Origin of the sequence: Pseudomonas sp. 14P_5.3_Bac1 (assembly GCF_025466135.1) — a bacterium.
In the GTDB taxonomy this organism is placed as follows: domain Bacteria; phylum Pseudomonadota; class Gammaproteobacteria; order Pseudomonadales; family Pseudomonadaceae; genus Aquipseudomonas.
In genome coordinates this window covers 53,281-78,233 of the sequence record NZ_JANLOF010000022.1, presented here as the reverse complement: position 1 = coordinate 78,233, position 24,953 = coordinate 53,281, and the positions used below count along the sequence as shown (strand labels likewise).

The 24,953-nt window shown below is 65.2% G+C and carries 13 protein-coding genes; 1 reads left to right on the top strand and 12 read right to left on the bottom strand.

Annotated features, from left to right (window positions below; all coding sequences use genetic code 11):
- Window positions 1-331: 331 nt before the first annotated feature.
- Both NTD89_RS05435 and NTD89_RS05430 read right to left on the bottom strand, forming a co-directional pair.
- A complete protein-coding gene (locus tag NTD89_RS05435) occupies window positions 332-2,050 on the bottom strand; it encodes a hydrogenase maturation protein (protein ID WP_262206670.1) in 1,719 nt (572 codons plus the stop codon).
- A 163-nt stretch (window positions 2,051-2,213) separates the two neighbouring features.
- Window positions 2,214-3,125: a LysR family transcriptional regulator gene (locus tag NTD89_RS05430; RefSeq protein WP_262206669.1), complete on the bottom strand. Its 912-nt coding sequence runs from the start codon at window positions 3,123-3,125 to the stop codon at window positions 2,214-2,216.
- A 141-nt stretch (window positions 3,126-3,266) separates the two neighbouring features.
- Between NTD89_RS05430 and NTD89_RS05425 the strand changes: the two genes are divergently transcribed.
- Entirely contained in the window at window positions 3,267-4,472 is a 1,206-nt protein-coding gene (locus tag NTD89_RS05425; RefSeq protein ID WP_262206668.1) for an MFS transporter, read from the top strand.
- Window positions 4,473-4,589: 117 nt separating this feature from the next.
- Here the strand turns inward: NTD89_RS05425 and NTD89_RS05420 are convergent, their stop codons facing one another.
- The 10 genes from NTD89_RS05420 to NTD89_RS05375 all read right to left on the bottom strand — a co-directional run bounded on the left by NTD89_RS05420 (window position 4,590) and on the right by NTD89_RS05375 (window position 24,916).
- Entirely contained in the window at window positions 4,590-5,816 is a 1,227-nt protein-coding gene (locus NTD89_RS05420; RefSeq protein ID WP_262206667.1) for a RhtX/FptX family siderophore transporter, read from the bottom strand.
- A 13-nt stretch (window positions 5,817-5,829) separates the two neighbouring features.
- Complete coding sequence (locus NTD89_RS05415; RefSeq protein WP_262206666.1) at window positions 5,830-7,317, bottom strand: PepSY-associated TM helix domain-containing protein; 1,488 nt, start codon at window positions 7,315-7,317, stop codon at window positions 5,830-5,832.
- The gene (locus NTD89_RS05410) at window positions 7,314-7,583 is read right to left on the bottom strand and encodes a hypothetical protein (protein ID WP_145160526.1); all 270 of its coding nucleotides are present in this window, start codon (window positions 7,581-7,583) and stop codon (window positions 7,314-7,316) included. Before NTD89_RS05410 ends, NTD89_RS05415 begins: the two co-directional genes overlap by 4 nt.
- On the bottom strand, window positions 7,583-9,658 hold the full coding sequence (locus NTD89_RS05405; RefSeq protein WP_410017202.1) for a TonB-dependent siderophore receptor: 2,076 nt from the start codon (window positions 9,656-9,658) through the stop codon (window positions 7,583-7,585). Before NTD89_RS05405 ends, NTD89_RS05410 begins: the two co-directional genes overlap by 1 nt.
- A gap of 158 nt (window positions 9,659-9,816) precedes the next feature.
- Window positions 9,817-11,505: an ABC transporter ATP-binding protein gene (locus NTD89_RS05400; protein ID WP_262206664.1), complete on the bottom strand. Its 1,689-nt coding sequence runs from the start codon at window positions 11,503-11,505 to the stop codon at window positions 9,817-9,819.
- On the bottom strand, window positions 11,502-13,229 hold the full coding sequence (locus tag NTD89_RS05395) for an ABC transporter ATP-binding protein (RefSeq protein WP_262206663.1): 1,728 nt from the start codon (window positions 13,227-13,229) through the stop codon (window positions 11,502-11,504). The genes NTD89_RS05400 and NTD89_RS05395 overlap by 4 nt, the downstream gene beginning before the upstream one ends.
- Window positions 13,226-14,275, bottom strand: coding sequence for a Gfo/Idh/MocA family oxidoreductase (locus NTD89_RS05390; RefSeq protein ID WP_262206662.1), 1,050 nt, complete (start codon window positions 14,273-14,275; stop codon window positions 13,226-13,228). The genes NTD89_RS05395 and NTD89_RS05390 overlap by 4 nt, the downstream gene beginning before the upstream one ends.
- The gene (locus NTD89_RS05385; RefSeq protein ID WP_262206661.1) at window positions 14,272-19,602 is read right to left on the bottom strand and encodes a non-ribosomal peptide synthetase; all 5,331 of its coding nucleotides are present in this window, start codon (window positions 19,600-19,602) and stop codon (window positions 14,272-14,274) included. The genes NTD89_RS05390 and NTD89_RS05385 overlap by 4 nt, the downstream gene beginning before the upstream one ends.
- Window positions 19,599-23,867 (bottom strand): amino acid adenylation domain-containing protein, encoded by a 4,269-nt coding sequence (locus NTD89_RS05380; RefSeq protein ID WP_262206660.1) that lies wholly within the window; start codon window positions 23,865-23,867, stop codon window positions 19,599-19,601. The genes NTD89_RS05385 and NTD89_RS05380 overlap by 4 nt, the downstream gene beginning before the upstream one ends.
- Before the next feature lie 155 nt (window positions 23,868-24,022).
- Window positions 24,023-24,916: a helix-turn-helix transcriptional regulator gene (locus tag NTD89_RS05375; protein WP_145160513.1), complete on the bottom strand. Its 894-nt coding sequence runs from the start codon at window positions 24,914-24,916 to the stop codon at window positions 24,023-24,025.
- Window positions 24,917-24,953 lie beyond the last annotated feature (37 nt).

The window sequence follows — 24,953 nt, the reverse complement described above, 5'->3', positions numbered from 1 at the left end:
ATATGCATCTCGATCTGTATGTTGGCTTGAGATAGCTCAACCGCTCTTGAAATGTCGCAATCTTTCATTGAGAGACGGCACGAGAAACAGCGAAGGCGCTTACTTCGGCTTCGGGTTGGTCATCCAGTGTACGGAGGCGCTCTGAATACCAGCCACGGCCACCCAGGTCCGCGTCAGAAATCGCCATTCGCGATCGCTCGCACATCCGGTATGAATGGGGGCAAAACTGGGGGCATAATTGGAGTTTGTCAGGCTGTAACTACCATTCTAGAGCCAAGTCAAAATGTTTTTTGGCGACCCCGACAGCCTCTGATAACAACCTGCAACCCCCTCAACCAACCAACGCCACCTTGCGCGCCACTGCCCATGGCGCCATCAGGCGTTGCGGGGTCTGGCACGTCTTGCGTTTGAACACGAAGTTGCGGCACTTCTCGGCGAACTGCTGGCGGTTGTGCACCATATCTTTCTGCATCTGTGCCAGTTCGTGTTCGCGACAGCGTTCAACCTGATCCAGGTCCATCGTTGCCTTGCGTGCGCGCGCCAGCACGTAGTGCTCATCGTCGAGCGCGCAGGTGGCCTGTTGCATGAGCCATAGGCCAAATGCCTGTGGGCACCGTGGTCCGATGGCCTGAACCATGCCGTAGTGCTGGGCCTGGTCGGCACTGATCGGCAGGCATTCTTGCGTGAGCCGATGCGCCACTTCGCTGCCGACGGCACGTGGCAGGCTGTAGGTCCAGTACTCGGAGCCATACAAGCCCATGGTTTTGTAATGCGGGTTGAGGACCACACCCTCACGGGCGAAAACGATGTCGGCCGCCAGCGCCAGCATGACGCCGCCGGCTCCGGCACTGCCGGTCAGGCCGCTGACCACCAGCTGCCGGGCCGTGAGCAGCTCCTTGCAAACATCGTCGATGGCCTGGATGTTGGCCCAGGCTTGCAGCCCAGGCACCGTGGCGGCCTGAATCACATTGAGGTGCACGCCGTTGGAAAAGCTGCCACGCCCGCCCTTGATCAACAGCACCTGGGTGTCTCGCGCCTTGGCCCAACGCAGTGCAGCCACCAGACGCTGGCATTGCTCGGTGCTCATGGCGCCGTTGTAGAACTCAAACGTCAGTTCGCCGACAGGCCCTGACTCTCGGTAGCGAATCGGTTGATAGGCCTGTTCATTCCACGTTTGGCTGGCGAGGGTGCTGTCCAGCACGGGAATGCCTGCGAGTTTTTCGGCCAGCACGTGACGGGCCGGCAACTTGAAGGTTTCCTCACCGGGCTGGGCTTTGCGTTTGAGCGAGCCGATCCACAGGCTGTGATCGCCGGCCGCCACCAGCACCGCGTCGTCCTGTACTGCCAGAATGTCGCCCGGCGTGCCGTGGCGTGAGTCCAGGTGCGCGTCGTACACGTAATACTGCCCGCCCCTGATGCTCGCCAGCACACCGGGCTGGCCATCAGCGGCGTCGATGTTGCGTTTGATGAAGCGTGCGCAATCGAACCAACTGAAGCTGCGGTCAGCCTGGGTCATGTTGGGCTGCAATCGCCCGATGACGTTGGGCTGCGTGTAATCAAGCGGCGCCGGGACGAAGCCCCGGGCGAATTTTGCCACCACGTCGCGGATGCAATCGATGGCTGCGTCACTCACCAGGCCGTTGTACAGCTCGGATTTGCGCACGTCGGCCGGCATGTCGAATTCACGCGTCGACCAGATCGGCCCGGCGTCCATTTCCTCCACCGCCTGCAGGGCGGTCACGCCCCAGCGGCTGACCTGCCGGGTGATGGCCCAGTCCAGCGCACTGGCGCCGCGGTCGCCGACGATCCCCGGATGGATGATCACGACCGGGCGTTCCGGGTTGCTCCACAGCTGCTGTGGCACACGGTCCTTCAGAAACGGGCATATCACCACATCGGCGCCTGACGCCTCAACCTGCTCGCACACCGTGGCGGCATCGGTGAACAGCACCACGCTGGGCGCGTGACCCGCCTGACGCAAGTCCAGCCAGGCGCGTTGGGTCAAACCGTTGAACGCCGACGATAACAACAGGATCTTCAATGACCGCATAGCTGACTCTTCCTTGAGAATACGCGACCCGAGGCACTCAATTGAGCCCTCCCTGGCCTTTGATGGAAGCATAAGGTTAGAGGCGCTGCCAGGCAGGTCACCTGATCAGGATCAATCTTGTGTCAGCCAATCGCGCATTCGTGGCCATCCGCAAAGCCACTGATCATTCGAGCGCACTCAATCCGGCAATCAGCGCCTCCAGCACCACGCGAACCTTGGGCTGGTTTTGCCGGCTTTTGACCCAGGCCAGGCTGACCTCAAACCCCGGCGTCGCCAGTTGCGGCAGTACCTCGACCAACGCGCCGTCCTGCAACTGCTGCTTGACCAGCCAGGATGGCAACTGGACGATACCGCAGCCCGCCAACGCAGCCATCACCAGCCCTTCGCCATTGCCCACCACCAGCTGCGGCGTGAGTGGCCTGTGCAGCGTGATGCCGTCTTCGCCGGTGTAGCGCCAAGGGCTGATGCGTCCATCCACCCAGCCATAGGCAATGCACTGGTGCTGCTCCAGGTCGCGGTCGGACAACGGCGTGCCATGGCGAGCCAGGTACGCCGGCGACGCACAAAACACGTGCCACTCACGCGTCAGCAGCCGATGCTCCACCGTGTGCGGCCAGGCGTGGCCGTCACCAATGCGCAGTGCAATGTCCACGCCCTCCTTGAACGGGTCGAGATGGCCGTCAGAGAAGGAAATATGCGGCACCACCAACGGGTGCGCCTGCAGCCACGGCAGCAGCACCGGGAGTACCTGCACGCGCCCATATGGGCCTGGCAAGTCGATGCGCACGCGCCCGCGAGGCTCGGTGTTTTCGGCTTGCAGCGACAGCTCGGCGTCTTCCAGATCGGCCAGCACCCCCGTACAGGTACGCAGAAACGCGGCACCGGCATCGGTCAACGCCAACGTGCGCGTGGTCCGCTGGAACAGTCGCGCGCCCAGGCGCTTTTCCAGCCTGGCGATGCCTTTACTCACGGCAGACGCCGTCAGGTTCATTTTCTCCGCGGCCGCTGTGAAGCTGCCGTACTGCGCGACGCAGACGAACACATCGATACCCTTCAAGCGCTCGGAGGAAAACATACGCGTGCCTTATTCATGAATTCAGTTCGTGCGTTTTGATAAAAAGCATCCTAAATCAGAATTCAGATCAACAGTAAGCTGCGTCGATCCGGACGAGCGACTTGCCACGCTTGCACCTTATAAATGGACGATGAGGCTCGAATGCTCGCCACGCTTAAAAAATATCCCGCCACCCTCAATCTGCTGCTGTGCGCTTCATTGGTATTAACCCTCGCCCGGGCCATTACGCTGCCCTACCTGGTGATTTATTTGTCCGGCCACTTTGGCTTGAGCATTGCCGATGTCGGCCTGGTGATCGGCAGCACGCTGATCATCGGCTCACTGCTGAGCCTGTATGGCGGCTTCCTGGTCGATAGCCTGTCTAGTTACCGGCTCATCCTTACGGCCTGCGCCGTCTTCACGGCAGGTTTTCTCGGCGCCTTCATCGCGTCCGGTCTCGGGCTGTTTTATGCGTGCCTGGTGGCAATCAACCTGGCCTATGCGGTCATTGATATCGCGGTGAAAGCCGGGTTTGCCAGCCTGCTCCCACTTGATCAGCGCAGTGAGGTGTTTTCGATCAAGTACACGCTGACCAATATTGGCTACGCCGTCGGGCCGTTCCTCGGTGCCGGCGCGGCCGCGCTGGACATCAGCCTGCCGTTCCTGCTGTCGGCGGGACTGGGAACCGGCTATTTTTTTGTCTACTTCGTGTGGGGCGACAGAGGCCTGGCAACGGCCGAGGCAAGCCGGCAAACCACTCCATTTTTGGCCGTCGGCAAACTGCTGCTGCGCGATTACCGCCTGGTGTGCTTTACCTTGGGCGGGGTGCTGAGCGCGGTGGTCTTCGGCCAGTTCACCGCCTACCTCTCGCAATACCTGATAGTCACCAGCAACCCGCAGACGGCCTACCGCATTATCAGCGCCGTCGTGGCGACCAACGCCCTGATGGTTATCTGCCTGCAATACAGCCTCGGCAAACGGATTACCCACAAGCACCTGAACCTGTGGCTGGCCGCTGGGCTGAGCCTGTTCATCGTCGGGCTGGGCGGTTTTGCGCTGTCGAGCACGCTGACGGTGTGGGTGATCGCCATGGCCATCTTCACCGTGGGTGAAATCATCGTATTCCCGGCTGAATACATGTTTATCGACACCATTGCGCCGAATCACCTGCGAGGCATGTATTACGCCGCGCAAAACCTCAGCAACGTCGGCGCAGCGTTAGGCCCGGTGCTGTGTGGCGTGATGCTGACGACACAACCGGCTCACCACATGTTTTACATGCTGGCGCTGTTCATCATTGCCGGCGGAGCGCTCTACGGATTAGGCGTGCACCTGTCAGTTGAGGCAAAGCCTGAGGCGGTGACGTGAGCGCACATTGAGTGCCTGGACAGACTATCAGCGCCGGCAGCCACCGTGACAGCGTCACCGCCAAGGGCAAAACCGGCCCGCCAGCCGCCTGCACCACGCGACGCTCAACCTGGCGCCTCAACCCGCAACGCTCTCCCGCCTACCCTGGCGCGACAGGTTCAACGCCACCAGCAGCGCCAGCACGGCCATGACCATTCCCGCTAGAAACCCGCCGCTATACCCCGCCTGCGCGGTCAAGCCAACCAGCAAGGTCGAGGACAGCATCTCGCCCAAATCCCGCGTGCTTTGCACGGCCGTCATGTCTGTCCCCGCCTGATCGCTTTGGGCGGCGAAGGCCATGGAGGCGGTCATGATTACCACAGAGGTCGCACCGGTGGCAAACGAACCCAGGCCTACCGCCAGCCAGATCAGCCCGGTTTGCGTGGCGAGCATGCCGGTGGCTTGCAACAGCCAGGTCAACGCAGCCATACCGGCCATGCCGACCGCCAGAATGAACGTCGGCCACAACCCCAGCACACGGATCAGCCAGGCGCCGCCGCCACAGCCGAGGACGACGGTGACCATGCCGCCGCTCATGCCCAGTTGGCCGATGGCCTGCAACGACCAGCCGGCGTCATTCAAGAACAGTTTGGACAAGCCGAAACCGGACACCGAGGTCATCGCTGACAACAGCGCCAGCAGCACCAACGCCAGCGCCGTTGGCCGCTTGATAAACCGCCACAGCGAAGCATGCGCCACGTCCGGTTGTGTGTCTTTGGCGGGGGCCACGTGCAGCCAGCCGACGCACACCAGGCTCAGTAACGGCACCAGAGCCAGCAGGCTGAACGCCGTGGTCTGCCCCAGAGCCCCGCTGAGCAACAAGGTGCCGGCGCCGCCGACGAAAAAGCCGACCATGGTGCCGCCGACTTGAATGGCGTTGATCCGCGCCAGCATGTTGTCGGTGAAGTACTCGGCGGCCATGCCGTCGGTGGCGATGTCCTGCGTGGCGCTGGCCAGCGAGGCGACAATCAACAGGCCCACGGCCACGCCTGCGGTGGCCACGCTCAGGCCGATGCTTGCCAGGGTGACGATGCACATCAAGACCAGCACCTGCATAGGTATGATCCAGCTGCGCCGCCGTCCCAGTCGCGGGCTCCAGTGGTTATCCACCTGGGGCGCCCAGATGAATTTGATCACCCACGGCAAGCCCACCAACGGCAGGAAGGCCAGCGCATGGAGTGCAGCGCCGTCATGGCGCAGCAGGGTCGGCAAGGCGTCCATCGCAATGCCGAAGCAAATGCCCTGGGACAGGTACAGCAGTGCGAAGGTCAGCACCATGCGCCAGTGTTTCAACAGTTCCAGCATCACAACTCTCCCATCAGGCAACGTTGGCGTCGGCAGCCCGTGCCGCACGCGTAAAAGAAATCAACCGGCGCAATGCCCACAAGGCACTCGCACCGCACAGCAACAACACCAGGTCGATGGGCCACAGCGGCAGACCGCCCTGCCTCACACTCCCCACCATGTGCACCCCGCCCGCAGCGACAAAGGCCAGGCCCGCCACCGCCAACAAAAGGTGCAGCGGTTGACGGCGCGGCGGCATCACGCACGCCAGCAACAGGCTGGCGAGCCAACTGCCCCAGAACCACCCCGCCAACGCGCCGCTGCCCAGCGCCCCCGCGCACAGCAACACGGCGGTGGCCGTCAGCAACCCGCCGCCACCGCCGACCACCAGGCGCAACAGCACCTGCCAACCGGCGCCCGCCTTGAGCCGCCTGCGCTCCAGCCACAGGTACAAGCCGCTGAGCACCAGCACCGCCGCCGCCAACGCCATGGCGAAATGCACGGCACGCAGCAGCGGCCCGCCATAGGGCACCCAGCGGTAATCGGCAAAGTGCAGCGGCTGCACGGCGATGAACGCCTGCAACCACAGGCCGCGCCCACTGGCACTGCGGGTGCCCACCGCCACGCCGTCAGCGCCTGCGTAGGCATGGCGTTCAAACACCGCGGTGCTGGGCAACCCTTGCTGGATGCCGCTGACTTCAACCCAGGCACCCGGTTCGCCCCAGCGGTGCAAGGCGAGGTTTTGCGCCAAGAACCCGGGATGAGCAGCGGCGTCCTCGCGCAATAGCTGATCGAGATCGACCCGCGCCGCACTTGCCTGCGCGCTGACCTGCGGCGGCGCGCCCAGCAAGTGCATGAAGGCCTGCTGCGGTGCGCCTGGAAACGCCTGCCCGGCCAGGCCCAGCGTGCCGAGCGCGCCAAGGCCCGACAGCGCGCCGGTCACGCCGAACAGCAGCAACCACGGCCCGCACCACCGCCCGATCAGGCTGTGCAGGTCATGGGCAAACACCCGCGCGCCACGGTCCCGGCGCAAGCGCTTGAGGTCTTGCAGACGCCCACTGTGCAACGCGCTGCCGGCCCAGATCATCAGTAGCAACACCACGCCCAGCAGGCTGATCAGCACCCGTCCGGGGAAGCCGATGAACAGGCTTTTGTGCAGATTGAACAGGATGTCGGCCGCATCGCCCGACGCGACCGCACGGCCGTTGGCCGGGTCCAGCGCGACGCTGCAATCGCCAGGCGAAGCGCACAGCTCGACCACCGAGTGGTGGCTGTCGGGCAAACGAATGCGCAATTCGTCCAGCGCCATGCCCTTTTCACGCGCGACCTCCAGCCATTGTTCCACCGCCATCGCCGGCTTATGGCTTAACGCGGAAGGCCCGCGAAACCAGGCGCGCAAGTCTTCATGGGCCATGCTCCAGGCGCCGGTCAGCAGGATGCCAAACAGCACCACGCCAAACACCGCGCCCATCCCGGCATGTACGCGCTGCACCAGCGCCCTCGGGGCTCCCATCAGTTTCATGACCAGGTTCCATCCCATAGCAGCCAGGGCGTAAACAGCAGCAGCCAGGCGCTGGATCGATACACCACACGCGGCCGATCCGGCGCCAGCAGCGACCACAGCAGCACCGTCACCAGAAAGCCCAGCCCCAGGAACACCCCGGCATACAGCCGTTCCAGGCCGTCGCCCCACGGATAATGCCGCGCCAGCAGCACCGCCAGTTGCAGGCTGCTGAGCAGACTGCCGGCCAACGCCAGGCCGATGCGCAACGGCCAGGCGCCGAGCATCAGAACGTACCTCGCAAGGTCATGTTGAGGCTGCGCGGTTCGCCGTAGCGGTTGTTCCAATTGACGTTGGACAGGCTCTGGTAGTACTTGCGATCGGCCAGGTTGTTGCCGTTCACCGCGGCGGTCCAATGCTCGTCGATGCGATAAGCAACGCGCGCGTTGAGCAAGGCGTAGCCGCCCTGCTCCAGGGTCACTGCGCCGGATTGCGTGGAGTAATCACTTTGCGCCTGCACGCCGGCGCCGACGCTCCAGCGATGTTCTTGCCACGGCAGTTGGTATTCGGTCCAGACCCGCGCCATGTGGCGCGGGGTAAATTCGGCGTAGCGTTCGCCCGAGGCGTTGTTGGTGTCCTTGAGGTATTCGGTGGTGGTGTAGGTGTAGCCAGCGGAGACGTTCCACTCAGGCGTGATGTAGCCGGTGCTTTCCAGCTCGAAGCCCTGGCTGCGCACTTTGCCGCCGCTGATGTAATAAGTGTTCGGCCCGGCGCCGGGGTGTTCGGGATCGACCTGCGGGTTGTTTTCAAGATCGATGCGGAACACCGCCAATGACACATTCAAGCGGCCATCGGCCAACTCGCCCTTGACGCCGGTTTCGTAGGTCTTGCCCTCGACCGGCTTGAGCAGGTCGCCGCTCCAGGTTTGCCCGGTTTGCGGCTGGTAGACCTCGGCGTAGCTGGCGTACCACGACCAGTTCTGCGCAAAGTCCCAGATCAGGCCGCCATACGGGGTAATTTCCCGACCGGGCTTGAAGTGGCTGGTCGGCGCGTCCTGATCCCACCAATTGGCACGGCCGCCGATCACCAGCGTCAACGGGTCGAGCAGTTTGTAGCGGGTCAGCGCGTAAACGCCTTTGGAGGTGGTGATGGTCGAGCCCGGCGAGGTGTAGGCGCTGATCCCGGGTTTGGGCACGCTGCTCGGGTCCCAGCGATAGACATTCACCGGCACATTCAACGGCGTGGTGAACTGAGCGCTGTGCTGTTCGGTTTCGCCCTGGCTGTAGTTGCTGCCCAGCAGCAATTCATGGCTGCGGCCGAACAACGCGTAAGGCCCATCGACCGACGCATCCACGCTCTTCTGAGTGCTGTTGAAGGTATACGCCGCGCCCATCAAGTGCCCGCCATCGCCGGTGAGCGGATCGATGGCGCCGTACGCACCGGCGTAACGCAGGCTGGAGTCAGCGTCCTGGTATTCGGCGGCGACTTTGGCTTTCCAGTCGTGATCAAGTTGCTGCTCAAGGGCGCCGAACACCCGGCGCGTGGTCCACTTGAAGCGGTCCCAGTCCACGTCCAGGTAGGTGGAACGCGGCAGGTGCAGGCTGGAGCCGTCCTTGGCCATCGGCACGCCGGCCATATTGGTCACCTGGTCGATGGTCTGATACTGCGCGCCCAGGGTCAGCAGCGTGTCGGGGCTCAGGTCGAACTCGGTGACACCGTAGAGCAACTGCGTGTCTTGTTTGCCGACGTCGTAGAAGTAGTCGCGGTCTTCATAAGCGGCCACCACTCGGCCACGCACGTTGCCCGATTGCGTCAACGGCCCGCCCACATCGACTTCGCCGCGGTAGCGGTCCCAACTGCCAGCACTGAGGGTGGTGCTGGCGGTGAATTGCTTTTGCGGGCGTTTGCGCACCAGGTTGACCGTGGCCGCCGGGTTGCCGCTGCCGTGGAGCAGACCGTTGGCGCCGCGCAGGATTTCGACGCGCTCGTACACCGCCATGTCCTGGGGCGAACCGGCGGTTTCACCGAGCATCGCCGGCACACCGTCCAGCTCGAACGCGTTGATCTTGAAGCCGCGCACGTAATAGGCAGTCGTCAGCAGCTGGAAGGGTTGCACCGTCACACCGGTGGCTTGCTGCATCACTTCGTCGAGGCTGAACAGGTTCTGCTGCTCGATGCGCTCGTGGTCGATCACGCTCACCGACTGCGGGGTTTCCCGCAGCGTGAGTGGCAGCTTGCCCAGGGTGGTCACGCCCGGCGGGGTCACATCGCCGGAGGTGTCGTCGCCGGCAATCTCGATACTGTCCAACTGCACGGCGGCACGCGCCGGCGCCAGCGGGCTCAGGCCCAGTACCAGCGCGATCCCCACGTGTGCCCCGTTACGCTTGAAGCCCCGCCCAACCTTTGTTGCTCCCCGGTGTGACATTGCTGCGCCCCATTCGATAATAATTCGCATTAGTATCGTTTAAACGAGCGGGCCGACTTTTCGATTTAGGGACTTTTTCAATGGCTGCCCGGCACTCATTTACCTCGGTGCTGCTCAACGAACTGCGCATACCACGGGTGTGTAGCGAGCAAATGCTCATGGCTGCCGCAGCCGCTGACACTGCCGTCTTCCAGCACCAGGATCTGGTCGGCATCGCGCACCAGCGTCGGGTTGTGCGACACCAACACCAAGGTGCGCCTGCCGTGCAGCGCCTGCAGGCTGCGATTGACCCGTGCCTCGCTGCGCGCATCGAGGCTGGCGGTGGGTTCGTCCAGCAGCAGGACCGGCGCCTGTGACAGCAACGCACGCGCCAGGCCAACCCGTTGCCGTTGGCCGCCGGACAGCAATGCGCCGCCCGGCCCCACTTCACTGTGCCAACCCTCCGGCAGGCGGCTGAGGACGTCGTCCAGTGCAGCGTCCCGGGCGGCTTGCTGCAATTGCGCGGGCGTGGCGTGCGGCCGCGCCATGCTCACGTTCCACAGCAGGCTGCCGGCGAACAGGCCGCTGTCCTGGAACACCTGGGTCATGTGCTGGGCCAGGGTGTGTTCGCTTATCTGGCGGATGTCCACCTGGCCGAGGCGCACTTGCCCGGTCTGCGGGTCCATGCCGCGGCCCAGCAAGGCCAGCAAGGTGCTTTTGCCCGCCCCTGAGGGCCCGACGATTGCCGTGAACGTGCCCGCGGCGCAATGCACATCGAGGTCCTTGAGCAGGTGCTCGCCCGCCTCACCGAAGCTGTTCAGGCGCTGCCCTTCCAGGCTCGCATCCTGCGGTTGCTCACCGGGTTGCGGGCTGTGCAACGTCGGCGCCGCCAACACCGCCAAGACTTGCGAGAGCGCCTGCCAGTCCATGCGCAGGGCCTGGTCCAGATACGCCAATTGCGACAGCGGCTCGATAAAGCGCACCAGCAGCACCAGCACCGCCACCAGCAGCGCGCCGGATAAATGCCCCGCGGCCACCGCCAGCACGCCGCCTGCCAGCACCAGCGCAAACACCATCTGCACCGCGGCCGCAAACCCGAGGCCGGCGGGCAACCCCCGGCGATTGAGCTTGCGCGTCGCCTGGTGCTGCTCATGCAGCGCCTCGCGCAGGGCCCGTTGGCCCAGGCTGGCGTCGCCGGCACTGCGGATCAACGCCTGTTGCTGCGCGAACGCCTGCAGCAGCCGCGCGGCGTGGCGATCCACGGCCTGACGCTGTTGCTCAAGATCCAGGCTGCGCCGCCCGGCCCAACGTAAAAGGCCGAACAGCGGCAGGTACGCCAGCGCCAACACCAGCGCTAGACGCGGCTCGATAAAGAACAGTCCCAGCACCACCACCGTTGGCGTGACCAGCGCGGTGACCAACGGTGCCAGCAGGTGCGCGGGAATGCCCATGCTGTTGAACACCGGCCCGCTCACCAGCCCTTCCAGCTGGCCTCGACGGGTCAGCGGCAGGAGCGGCAAGTGTTGCACCAACTGCCAGACCAGGCCCGCAGCCAACCCGGCACCGGCCAGATAACCACGGCGCTGCGCGACGTAACTGACGCCCGCCTGCAGCAGCGTCAACCCCAGCAGCACCAGCACGCTCGACTGCAAGTTCTGGTGCTCGAACCAGGCCAGTATCAACGGCACCAGCGCCAAGCCCGCCAAGCCATCGAGGACGGCGGCCAGCAGCATCCACACCAAGGCGCCGCGCAGCGCGCGCCGGGCGAGGTCGGGCAAATGACGCAACAGCGAAACAACACTCATGACACAGGCTCCAGTTGATCGGCGTTCGAGGTTTGCTCGTTCCAGAGCTGTCGGTAGAGGCCGTCCATGGCCAACAGGTCCGCATGGCGCCCGCGTTGCACGATGCGCCCGTCACTGAGCACCAGAATCTGCTCGGCATGGCGGATCGTTTCCAGGCGATGGGCGATGATCAGCCGCGTACGCCCGGCCGCGTCGTTGTGCAGGGCGGCGCGCAGTGCGCGCTCGGTGTGCGGGTCGGTGGCGGACGTGGGTTCATCCAGCAACATGATCGGCGCAGGCGACAGCAGCGCCCGCGCAATCGCCAGGCGCTGTAACTCGCCACCGGACAAGCGCACGTCTTCGTCCACCACGCTGGCGTAGCCCTTGGGCAACCCCATGATCCAGGCGTCCAGGCACGCGGCCTTGGCAGCGCGGCGAACCTGCGCGTGGCTGGCGTCGGGTTGATACAACGCGATGTTCTGCGCCAGCGACAGGCGCAACGCACCCGCCTGCTGGAACACCAGCGCCAGGTGCTGTTGCAGCGCACGGCTGGCGATCTGCCGAACATCCACCCCGCCCACGCGGACTTGCCCGCTGTCCACGTCCATAAAGCGTGCGATCAACCCGGCCAGGGTGCTTTTGCCCGCACCCGACGGCCCGACCAGCGCGGTCGTGGTGCCGGGTTCCAGGCGCAACGTAATCGAGTTGAGGACCGGCACGTCACCGTGGGAGAAATTCACCTCAAGCATCTCCACGCTGGCATCCCTGGGCGATTGCGGCGCCTCGGGCTCGGCCAGCGGTGGCGTCGTCAAAACGGCCTGCAAACGCCGGGCACTTTCGCCTGCCGAGTTCAGCGCATCAAAACCGTGCCCCATCGCCAGCACCGGCGCCGCCATCGCACGCACCAACAATAAAAAGCCGCAGACTTGCGCCGCTCCCACATCCGCCACCCCGATCAACAACGCGCCAAGCACCACCCAGGCCAACAGCCACGGCGCGCTCAGCAGCACCTGGATCAACGCCGCCAAGTGTCCTGCACGGCTTACCCAGTGGCTGAAGCGCTGATCAAACTGCTGCACCGCCTCCTGCACACGGCGATGAATACCCGCATCCGGAAATTGCCGGACCAGACCGAGGTTGCTTGCAAACTGGCTGTAGTCGCTGAACAGGCGCTGGATCGCGCCGTTTCGCTGCGCCACCGCTTCGCGGTAGTGCGCCGAGCCCAGACGCCAATAACCCAGCCCCCCCAACGCCAGCGGCAGCAAGCACCAGAGCGCCAGACCGCTGTTGCTCCACAGCAGATACCCGAAGGTCGCCAGGGGGATCAGCAACAGGTTGACCAAGTCGGTCGGCGCATGCCCAACCAACTGATGCAGCGCCCGCACATCCTGCTCGGCATAACGGGTCACGCCATCCGGCCCCAGCCGTGCGAACCAGCCCAGCGGCAGCCGCTGCAGATGCTCGGCGAGGCGCACGCGCAGGCGGTCGCAGAGGTCGGCATCCACCTGATGAGTGAGGTGCAGCGCCAGGGTCTGGCCACACAACCACACGGCGGATGCCACTACCGCCAGCACCACCCAGGCCATGGCCGACGCCGCCAGCGGCGGCGCCTGGCGCAGGCTGTCGGCCAAGTGCGCCAGCGCGATCAGTGGCAGCAGCGAACAGATCCCGGCGACCGCCTGCAACGCGACCGCCAGGTATAAGCGCCCACGAAACGGGCGCAGGATTTCGCGCAGAGGGCTCATCGAATGCACTCCAGCGCCTGGGCCAGGTTGGCCGCGGGCAACGCCTGCGCCGGCTGCTGCGGAAAACCGATAGCTGCCGTCACCTGCTGCCACAGCCCGACCACTTCCAGGCTGCGCTGTTGCAGACGCGCCAGGCCAACACCGGTGATCAAAGGTTGCAGCGCGCTGGCCGCGGCGGCCGGCCAGAGCCTGCGGTAAACCTGCGCCCAATCCGGCGCGGCGGCCTCCAGCACTTCGGCGCAGGGCAACGGCTGGCCGGCCAGCGGGCCGAACAGGTCAAATACCCCCTCGGCGTCCTCCTGCGGCGCGCGCACGGCGGGCATCCACAGCAGCGGCCCGTGGGGCGACGCCAGTAACAGCGTGCCGCTGTCGGTGGCGATGCTCAGGCGCAGCAACATCTGCATGCGCCCGTCATCATTGGCGGCCAGTTCGTTGAGCACGCGCAGCGACACCGGCACCTGCGCCATCACCAGGCTGATATCGCGCCAGGCCGAGAGTGCCGGCGCCACACAGTCCACGGACCATGGCCCCACCGACTCCAGCAGCGCCGCCAACACGTCCAGCGTCGCGTAGCTGACTTGCACTGCGCAGCTGGCCTCGATATGCCGAATGCCCTGCTGGCGATGCAGCTGCCGCGCCAGTTCGATAAAGCGCGCCACGCACGGCAGCTGCGGGTAAAAACTGTTGAGCAGGCAGCGCCGTTGCAGGCGGTTCGCCGTGCGCAGCACCTCGTGCAGTTCCTGGGGCAACAGCGGATGCTCGATCAACACATGCATGCCGCGCTCCATCAGCGCTTGTGCCACGGCCGGGCCCTGCTCTCCCCGCGCTGCACCGCCCACCGCGACGCACGCCAAGTGCGTGTCGGTCGGCACTTGCTCAAGGGCGTCGAAACTCGGCACTTCCAGATACCGCGCCAGCGCTTGGGAACGCCGACTGCCCTGCCCCAGCACGCCGACCAGTTCCAAGTGCTCGGCGGCGGCAACCCCAGCCGCATAGAACTGACCGAAGCGCGAGCCCACCACCAGGGTTTTCAACGCGAACGTCATGGGTGTTCCTCCAGCAAATAACGACTCAGCCCGGCGTTCAGGCATTCAAAGTGATTGCCGCGCAGCGTATGTACCGTCAACGGTGCGAGCGACGCCGCCTGCCACCAGGCCTGCAAACTGGCGTGGTGATCGGGGATCATCGGGTTGGCAACACTGGGCACAAACAGGCGGATGGCGCCCACATACGGCGCGCCGTCGCTGTAGTGACTGGCGTGAACGGAATGCACAAACACTCGATACAGCTGCTCATCGGCGATGCCTTGCGCCGCCGCGAGCACGCGGGCCTTGAGCACAGCCACATCCAGGTTCAGCCCCGCCGGGGCTTGCAGTTGTTCGGCAGACGGCAAGCCAAGCGCGGCACCGTCCAGCCCAAGGGTGGCGGCGAAGCTGTAGAGCATCAGCACTTCATCGTCGACCAGATACGGAATGCGGTAGCTGGACACAATGTCCACCTGACGCACCTCGGCGCCCAGTTGCAGCAAAGCCTTGGCCAGTTCCAGGGTCACCAGCCCGCCGGAGCAGTAACCGAGCAGATCGAAGCTGCGCCGGCCGCTGTCCCACAGCGCCTGGGCGTAACGCTTGCCCAAGGTCGCGTTGACATGCTCGGCAGGCAGGCGCAGATAGTCGTCGCTGTCGTGCACCGCCAGCCCCAGCAACGGGCCGCTACCGGCCAGTTCAGCGATCAACGTGCGATACGGCAACAAGGTGCCGAGCCCTTCGTGCACCAGCACACGTGCGGTGCCTTCGCCGTCGACCAACTCCGTCAACGCGTCCACACGCAGGCGCCCACCCAGCGGCGCCCGGCGCGTATCCGGCACTGGCGCCGCCGTCGTCGCCGTCGGCGCTTCACTGCTCGATTCACTGCGCAAACGCTGGGCCAGGCCTTGCGGGGTCGGCTGGCTCAGCGCCCACCGCAACAAACGGTCGAAGGGTTGCGCCTGCGCCAACGGTTCCTGTTCGCGCAGCCCCGCGATCAACTGGGCGATGAGCAGCGAGTCGCCGCCGGCCGCAAAGAAATCCTGATCCGGAGACAGACCACTGCAATCAAGCACCCGCTCCCAGTGCGTGATCAAGCGCTGCACCAGTTCATCGGCGACATCGACCTTCGCGCGCTGCACCGGCTGCAGTTGCCGTTGCTCGGCCTGGGTGATGAGGGCGCGGCGGTCGATCTTGCCATTGGCCGTGACCGGCAACCGGTCGAGCACCCGCACCTGCGCCGGCACCATGTAACGCGGCACTCGCTCGGCGATAAATGCCAGCAAGGTGTCTGTGCTGAGCAATGGGCGGTCGGTTTTCACGCGGGCGACCAGCACGTCGTAGCCCAACAGTTTCAACACGCTGTCGGCGGGCGCCAGCGACTCAGCCTGATCACCGGCCTCGCTGTTCAGCCACGCCAGCCACTGGGCGGTGTGCACAAACAGTTGCCCATTGGTCGCGCGCACATCCTCGGGCGTCTCCATCATCAGGCTTTGGCTGATGCTGATTTCGCGGTGTTCGCGCGTCAGTTCCTGAATCACCAGCCACGCATCGGCCTGCAGCAGTTGGCGTAAACCGGCCAACAGGCGCGGTGTGTCGAGGGCATTGTTCAATGCACCGGAACTGAGCAACAGGTCCAGGGACCCGGCCGGCAACCCTTGTTCACAGGCGGGTTTGTTCATGTCGAACGGCGTGAAACGCACCCACGGATACGCAGCAAAACGCTCGCGGGCCGCGTTGAGGAAGTAGCTCGACACGTCGGAAAACACGTAGTCGATCTGCACCCCGTCCGCCACCCACGGTGCCAGCGCCGGAATAATCAGCGCACTCGCCGCACCGGTGCCGGCGCCCACTTCGAGGATGCGCCAGCGCCGCTTGCCCTGACGCGCGACAATCGCGCTCACCGCCTCGGCCATCGCCCGGTGCAATACCTGGGCGTGTTGACCGCGGCTGTACATGGCCTCGGCAATGTGCGCCGAACCCTGCGGAAACATCAGACTGGCCGGGCTCAGGCGTCCGTCGAGTTGCTCGGCCAGGCGGGTCGCGCTGCCGCGCAGGTAATCCACCAGGGCTGCCGGCCACAGAGCAGCCGGTGCCAGCCGGGCGAACTGCGCCCACGCCTGCGCTTGATCGAAAACAGCGACCTGACAGCGCCAGCCATCATCGTCGGTTTGCAGATAGCCGCTCTCGACCAGCAGCGTCAGCCAATGTCGCAACAGGCGATGCTGGCCGGGTTGAAGCTTCAACGCCTGGCACAGCGACGCAAATGCCAGGTGCTGGCCTGGCAGCAACAATCCGCTGCCCGCCAACCAGTGCAGCAGCGAAGCGTCGGCCGCGCGGTCCAGCGCGAGCAATGCCGCCTCGATGTCGGCACGCGGGCCGAAATCGGCTTGCTCAAGGGTTTGGCGCGCCGGGCGCAGGACCTCCTGCAGCTCATCGCGCAGCTGTGGCGCCGGCGCGCCGGTGTGCAGGGTGACGAAGCTGCATAAAGACCGCTCGTGACGCTCGCCCAGCAACACCGTGGTACTCGCGGCAATCTGCGGGTGGGCCAGCCAGCCCGCGTCGATTTCAGCCAGCTCGATGCGGTGGCCGCGAATCTTCACCTGATCGTCCTGGCGGCCAAGAAACTCGATCAGGCCATCGCCATTGAGGTAGCGCCCCTGGTCGCCGGTGCGATACAGGCGGCGCCCGCTGGCATGCGTGATAAAACGTTCGGCGCTGCGTTGTGGGTCTTCGGCGTAGCCCAGGGCCAGGCCAAGGCCGCCGATATGGATCTCGCCGCGCACGCCCACCGGGCATTGGCGGCCGAGGGTGTCGAGCACTTCCAGGGTCTGGTGTTTCAGGGCGCGCCCGTAAGGAATGCTTGGCAAGGCGGTGTCCGCCGGGCGAATGCGATGCTCCACCGACCAGATCGCCGCTTCGGTGGCGCCGCCCAGGCTGAACAGTTGGCTGTCGGGCCAGCGCTGCCACCAACGGGTGGGCAACGTGGTGGGAATCCAGTCCCCCGACCACATGACACACCGCGGCCCGGGAATTGTTGCCGGCTCGGTCTCCAGGTAATCCACCAGCATCTGCCCTTGCGCCGGCACCGAGTTCCACAGGGTGATGCCGTGCTCCTGCATCAATTGCGCCCAGTGCGAAGGGTCGGCGCCGCGTTCCGGATCAGGCAGGACCACGTGCGCGCCGACGGCCGTGGCGCCGAAAAAGTCGTACACCGACAGGTCGAAACTCAACTCTGCCAGGCCCAGCACGCAGTCGTCGGCGTTCACCGCGTAGCGTTGGTTGATATCGTCAAGGGTGTTGACCACCGCGCCGTGGCTGAGCATCACGCCCTTGGGCGTGCCCGTGGAGCCAGAGGTGTAGATGATGTAGGCCAGCGCCTCGGCCGCCACCCCTACCGGCTCGCGGGTTGGCCAACGCGGGTCGGGCCGGAGGCTGTCGATGGCAATGCGCGGCAGCTCAAGCGCGTCCGGCAATGCCTGCGCGTGCAGGGTGATCACGGCGTCAATGCCAGCGTCACGCAGGATCGCTTCACGGCGCAGGGCGGGCTGGCGAATGTCCACCGGCACATAGGCCGCGCCCATCTGGGTAATGCCCATGACCGCCATCAGTTGCCAGGCACTTTTGGGCAGCATCACCGCCACCCGCGCACCGCGCTCGACGCCGAGCGCTTCCAGGGCCGCGCGCACGGCCGCGGCGTGTTGGGCCACCTGGCGGTAGCTGTAGCGGCCGTCGCGATCGCTGATCACCGTGGCATCGGGTGTGCGCACGGCCTGTTGAGCGAAGCCGGCGGCGATGTTGCGGGCCGGGGCGCTGGCCTCGATCTGCGGGGTTGCCGCTTGCGCGGGCAACACGATGTCGCCACGCGCCTGCCACAGCTGTGGGTCCGCGGCCAGACGTTGCAGCAGGTCGACATAGGCCTCGAACATCTGTGCGGCCATGCCGTCCGGCAGCACACCGACGCGCACGTCCCAGCCAATCTGCAAGCCGCCGTACTGGTCGCTGACCTGGCAGTCGATCCACACCTGCGGGGTCTGGCTGATCATGTAGCTGGGCGGCTGCAACAGTCGCCCGGCATCGCCGAGCAAGCGTTCGACGCTGCCGATGCCACTGGTGAACACCACCGGCATCAGGTCGGCGCCACGCCCCTGCACCCGCGCCAGCTCGCGCAATACGTCAACGCCGGTGAAGCGGCTGTGGTCGAGGTCATCAAACAGCTGCGCACCGATACGCCGCGCGCGCTGCACAAAACTTGCGCCCTCGGCGCCGTGCACGGCGAGCAGGCTCAGGGCGGTGAAATCACCGATCACCTGGCCCAGTTGCGGGTGCAGGTTCGGGCGGTTGAGCACCGTGAGGTTCAGGCAAAAGTCCGGGCTTTGGCTCCAGCGGCCGATCACTTCGGCAAATGCGGCCAGGGTCACGCCCGCGGCACTCAGGCCCTGGGCGCTGGCGAGGGAACACAGGGTGTTCCATTGCTCGGTACCGAGCACGCCGTGGTGGTGAATAAAGCGCGTCGAGCCCAGGCCCGCGTGCTCGCTCAGCGGCAGGTCCGGGCGGCCGGGCAAGCTGTCCAGGCGTGCCAGCCACCAGGCTTTGTCGGCGTGCCAGGCGGCGCTGGTGCGCGCGTGTTGTTCGTGCTGCAAATAGTCGCGAAACGTCGCCTCCAGCACCGGCCAATGGCGCGTCGGTTCAAGGTAACGCTGGGTCCATTCCACCAGCAACAGTTGCAGGCTGGCGTAATCAAGCAAGGTGAAATCCACCGAACAATGCACAATCGCCTGCTCGCGACCCAGGCTCACTTCGGGCAGCAGGATCGGCCATTGATCAAGCGCGTGGCAGGCATGGTCCAGGCGTGTACGCAGCGCTTGCAGGTGCGCTTCGAAGGCCTCTGGGCTGGCCTGGCGCAGGTCATGCACCGGCAATGGTTGCCATGCCACCTGGGCCTGCACGCATTGACGGCTGTCGTCTTGCACCACCGCGCGCAGCATCGGGTGGCGTTGCACCAGCGCGTTCCAGGCCTGGGTCAGTTGTTCGGTATCGACATTCGCCGGCCATGGGTATTCGACGTACAAGTGGCAAGCATTGCCGCCGTAGTCGAACGCCGGGTTGCGCCCCAGTACGTAGGCGCCCTGCACCGCGCTCAGGGCGAACGGTTGCAGCGCATGTTCCGGCTGCGCCTGCCAATCCTGCGGCGAGAGATGCACCATCAAGGCCTCACGCTGGGCGCGAATACGCTCGGCCAAGGCTGGGTCCAGCGCGCCTTCGGGGGCGCGAAAATGCAGCTTGCCTGCAGTGGCCCAGAGTTCGATCTGACGCTCACGGCAGAGGTGCAGCAAATCATCCAGGCTCATAACACGCCCTCCTCGATGGCCACGTCGTCACTGCGCAGCAGCAGCGCGGCCATGCCGGCCAGGGTCGGTTGCAGGTAGAAGTCGCCCATGCGCAGGCTCACGCCCACCTGTTCACGCACGCTGGCCAGCAAGCGAGTTGCCAGCAGGCTGTCGCCGCCAAGGCTGAAAAAACTCGCGTGGGCGCTGTGCACCGGCCGCCCCAGGATGGCTTCCCAACAGGCCGCCAGTGGCAACAGGTCGGTGCTCAATGCGGCGTCTTCGTGGTGGGCAGGCTGGCGGCGTTGCCACGCGTCGCCGAGGTTGGCCTGCAGGCGCGTACGGTCGATTTTGCCGTTGGCATTCAGGGCAAAACGCGGCACGCACCACAGGTGTTCCGGGCGCATCGCCTGGGGCAAACGCTGTTGCAGCCAGTGGTTGAGGCTTTCGCAGGTCAAACCCTCGCCTGCTGCCTGCGCACTCACCAGCACCATCGCGGGGTTTTGCCACAGGCATGCCAGATGGCTGAAGCCGCTCTGGCCGAGCCGTTGCGTCAGCGCTTGAGCGTCCGGCAATACCGGCTCACGCGAATCCAACAATGCCGCACTGACCAGCCGCAATGGCGAGTCGCGCAGCAGGTCTGCCAATAGCAGTTGGCCGTGCGGTTTGAGCAATGCCTGCGCCAGGTTCAAGCCATCGGCCGGCTGGGCGTAGCTGTGCAGCGCCGCGAAGCTGATCACCACGTCGTACTGCGACCAGTGCTCAGCAGGCAATACGCCGTCCACCACCTGCTGGCTCGCCACGCGCTGGCGCTGGCCGGCAGCGGCCGCCAGCGGGCCGGCGCTGGTGTCGAACACGGTCAGTTGCAGGTCGCGTGAGCGTGCATGGTTCAGCCATTGGTCCAGCAATTGCCCACCGCGCACATCCAGTACCGCCACCTTCAGCGGTGTGGCGTGCTGCTGGAGGGCCCGGCTCATGGCGTCCAGCACCTGGCGACCGGCTGGCAGGTTCAAGGCCATGGCCTGAGGCGCCAGCAGCGGGTCGAACAGCACCTGCGCGGCGCCGTCTTCACTGCGCAACAGCACCTGCAATGCGCCGACCATGCGGTGCAGGTCGGCTTCGCGCCAACCCAGCTGCGCCACTGCATCGCTCAGGCTGATGGGCTCGACGTAGCTAGCGAGCCACGCGCGCCAGGTGTCGAGCAGCGCACTGGGCGGCGGGTCTTGCAGCAGGCGTTGCAGCAATTCAGCCGTGACGCGGTGTTCGGCTGCCAGGCTGTCATCCAGCATCGACTGCGCGGGCAGCGCTTGAACCGGCACACAGCCAGCGTTGATCACCACCGCCGCGCCAAGGCTGCCGTGCACCACGGCGGCACAGGCGCTGTCGATCAGCGGATGCGCCGTGAGCGCGGCTTCGATCTCGCCCAACTCGATACGCTGCCCGCGCACTTTGACCTGCTGGTCCATGCGCCCAAGAAACTCAATGGTGCCGTCGTTCCAGAAGCGCCCGCGATCGCCGGTGTAATACCAGCGTCCGCGCGCATCACTGCGAAAACGCTGGGCGGTGAGCACCGGATCATTGCGATAACCACGGGCCAGGCTCGCGCCGCCAATCAGCAGTTGCCCGATCACCTGGTCCGGCACATCACGCCCGGCGGCGTCCACTACGCGGTACGCCTGGCCGGCCAACGGCTTGCCATAAGGGATCGACGGCCAATGCTCGGGCACGTCATCGATGCGTTGCAGGTTCGACCAGATACCCGCCTCGGTCGCGCCGCCCAGGCCGTACACCCGGCACTGCGGTGTGGCGTGGCGGCGCAGGCGTGCGGCAAGGTCCAGGGCGATCCAGTCGCCTGACAGCAAGACCGCCCGCAGGCTCTGGTAGTGACAGTGTTGCGTGCCGATGCTCAAGGCCATCTCCAGCAATGCCGGGGCCGAGTTCCACAGGCTTACGCGGTGCTCGCTGATCAGGTGCGCCCAGCGCATGGCATCGCGGGTTTCCTCAGGCGGCAGTAACACCAGGCGCGCGCCCTGCCCCAGCACGCCAAACAGGTCATAGACCGAGAGGTCGAAATCCAGCGCCGACACGGCCAGCAGGCAGTCGTGCGGCGTGACGCGCAACTCGGCCTGCACCGCGTCAATCGTATTCAGCGCCGCCGCGTGGCTGACTTCAACCCCCTTGGGAATGCCGGTGGAACCGGAGGTGTAGATCACGTACGCGCTGGCCTGTGGCGCGGTCTTTTTCGCGGTGGCCAAGGGCGCGCATTGCGCCAGCCGAGCCGGGTCAAGCCACTGCAATGAACTGCCCGCGGGCGGTTGATCGGCAATCACGCGGGTAATCCCCGCCGCCGACTCGATCAGGCTACGCCGTGCGGGCGGTTGCGCGGTGTCCACCGGCACGTAGCAACCGCCGGCCGCCAGCACGCCAAACACGGCGGCAATCTGCCGAGGTCCGCGCGGCAGGCACACTTCAACGGCTTCGCCCTGGCGCATGCCCGCGTCGAGCAAACCGGCGGCCACGCGCAGGGCGTGCTCGGCCAGCTCCTGATACGTCCAGCGTTGCGCACCACAGATCAGCGCCACCGCGTCGGGTTGTGCGGCGCTTTGGCGGAAAAAGTCATCAAGCAAGCCACGCCCCTGGGCCAGCGGCGGCAGGCTGTTCTGCCGGTCGCGCCGCGCCTGTTGCGCCAGCGGCAACAGCACCGGCTGCGGCTGATTCCAGTCGCTGTCGGCGAGGCGCTGCACCAGTTCGATGTAGGCGGTGAACATGGCCGCCAGCACGCCGTCGGGAAACAGCTCGGTGAGGCTGTCCCAGGCCAGCAGCACACCGTCTTCGACCCGATACAGCTGGTGGTCCAACCACACCTGGGGGGTTTGCGAGAGCATGTCATGCAGGTCGCCGAACACCTCGCGAAAACTCTGCGGTACAAAGCTCGAATCACTCAGGTTGCAGGAAAACACCACCGGCGCCGAACGGGGGTGCCCTTGGCGACGGGCCTCACGCAGCACTTCCAACGCGGGAAACGCTGCGTGGTCGATGGTGGCGTGCAGGTCGCGCTGGAAACGCCGGGCGCCTTCGGCAAACGCTAACTGCGGCGCGTCTTCGCAGGCCACCAGCAGCAAGGTGGTGAAGTCGGCAATCACCTGGTCGACGGCGTGCTGGTCATCGTGGCGGTCGAACAACGGCACGTTGAGCAAAAAATTCGGCTGTTCGCTCCAGCGCGCCAAGACCGCATTGAAGGCCGTGGCGAAGACGCTGGGCAAGGTCAGGCCGTGGGCGGTCGCCTGGCGTTGCAGACGTTCGGCTTCGGCCGGGCTGAGCACAAACGCCTGACGGCTGAAGCGGGGTGCGCGGATCGACTCTGGCGTACGGGCCAATGGCAATGCCGGGCCATCGGGCAACTGTGCCAGGCGCTGGCACCAGTGTTCGCGGTCGCGCTCATACGCCTCGGCGCGCCGCTGGCGGCGCCGACTCAGGTAATCGGCAAAGTGCAGTGTGGGCGGCGGCGCCAGCGCGGCCGGTGCCTGATAGGCCTCACCCAGCTGCGCCATCAACAAGCGCAGGCTTTCCACGTCCACGGCCAACAGGTCGACACTCAGCCATACGCGGTCACGGCCGTCCGGCAACTGCACCAGGCCGACCAGCATCACCTGCCCCGCCTCCACCGCCAGGCACTCATGCGAGCGCCAATCACGCAGCGCTTGCCAGGCCTGGTGTGCGGCGGCTGGCGCATGGTCACGCCAGGATTGGTGATCGAACACCGGCAACGCTGGCGCCGCCAGAATCCGCTGCCGACCTTCATTGAAACTTGCCCGCAACATCGGGTGCCGCGCCTGCACACACTTGACCGCCGCTTCCAGGCGCTGCGGATCAATGCCCTGGCAATCGAACTCCAGCCACGCGTGGCAACTGATATTGCCCAGCACCTCGTCCGGCCCGCGCCCCAGCCAGTACGCCTGTTGCACGGCGCTCAGTGCAAAGCTGTCATCCGGCGCTGCCAACGGCGCAGCATCGGTTACCCGGTGCTGCGGCACCTGGCCTTGCAACAATCCCAGCCACGCCGCCAGGCAGGGTCGTGCGCTGAGTTGGGCAAAGTCGATGTGCAAGCCTTGACTGCGCAAACGTTCCTGCAGGTACATCAGGCGGATGGAATCGAGCCCGCAGCCGAGGAGGTTTTCCTCATCGCCCAGGTTGTGGATGTCTGCCGTGGTGGCGCCCAACAACTGGGCGAGGTGTTCGATCAGCCATGTGCGCAGTGAGGGGGTGTCTGCTGTTGTCAGCTCGCTCATGAAAAGCTTCCTGTGACCCGTCTGGATAAAGTCCCTGGCTCACCAAGATGGAAGCCATTCTCAATTGGAACTCTATCGCAAGCAGGTTTTCAGAAAGCGCTCAGGGCTTTAGATGCACGGGCCTTTTCATTCGATTCAGAGACACCGACCCACGCTCAACGGATCTCGCTGGGTGATACGCCGTAGCGTTTACGGAAGGCAATCGAGAAATGCGCCGGGCTGAACCCCACGCCGTAAGCGACGGTGGAGACGTTGCTTTCCTCGTCGCTGAGCATGCGGTGTGCTTCGCTGAGGCGATGCTCGTGCAGGTAGCCGAACACACTGGTGCCAAACACCTTGCGAAAGCCCGCGGTGAGTTTGCGCGGGCTCATGCCCACATGGCTGGCCAGGGCGTTCAGGCTCGGCGGCTCCAGCAACGAGCGCACCAGGCGATCGCGTGCGGCGTGGACACGCTCCACGTCCGAGGAGGTAATGCGCAGCTTTTGTTCCGGCTGGCCCCGTTCACCGAGCAAAAATTGCGCGCTCAGGGCAGTCAGCTCCAGCGCTTTGCCACCCAGGTACAACGAGCGGCTCGGCCCCTGCATCGGGCACGTTGCAATCTGTGTGGCAAGCGCCTGCATCGCGCGTGGCGCCGGGCGCACCATCATGTACGGGTCGCCGCCGCCACTGGTCAACAACTTGCGCGGGGCCATGCCGAGGTGGCGGTCGAGGGATTCCAGGTCCAGTTGCACGATGGTGTAGCGCAGCGGCGTGGAGGTGCCGTAGATCTGCGACGAGGTGAACTCGCCGTCATTGACGATGGTGCACAGGCTGGGCCCCTTGATCGATTGCTCGCTGTGCCCGGGAATGCGGCACGACAACTCACCGCTCTGCACCAGGATCAATTTGAGGCCGCGCTCCAACGGGTCTTCCACCCAGTTTTCGCTCTGTGACCACAGCGTGCCGGTGACCAACGTCATGTGCGGTTCCAGGTAGACCGTGCCGGGTTGGTTGCCCTTGGGTTCGGCCTGCGTCTCTTGGTGGCTGGGGGCGATGATCGTAATAGTCATTGGGTTTTCCCTTGATCCTTTAAGGCCATTACGCGGG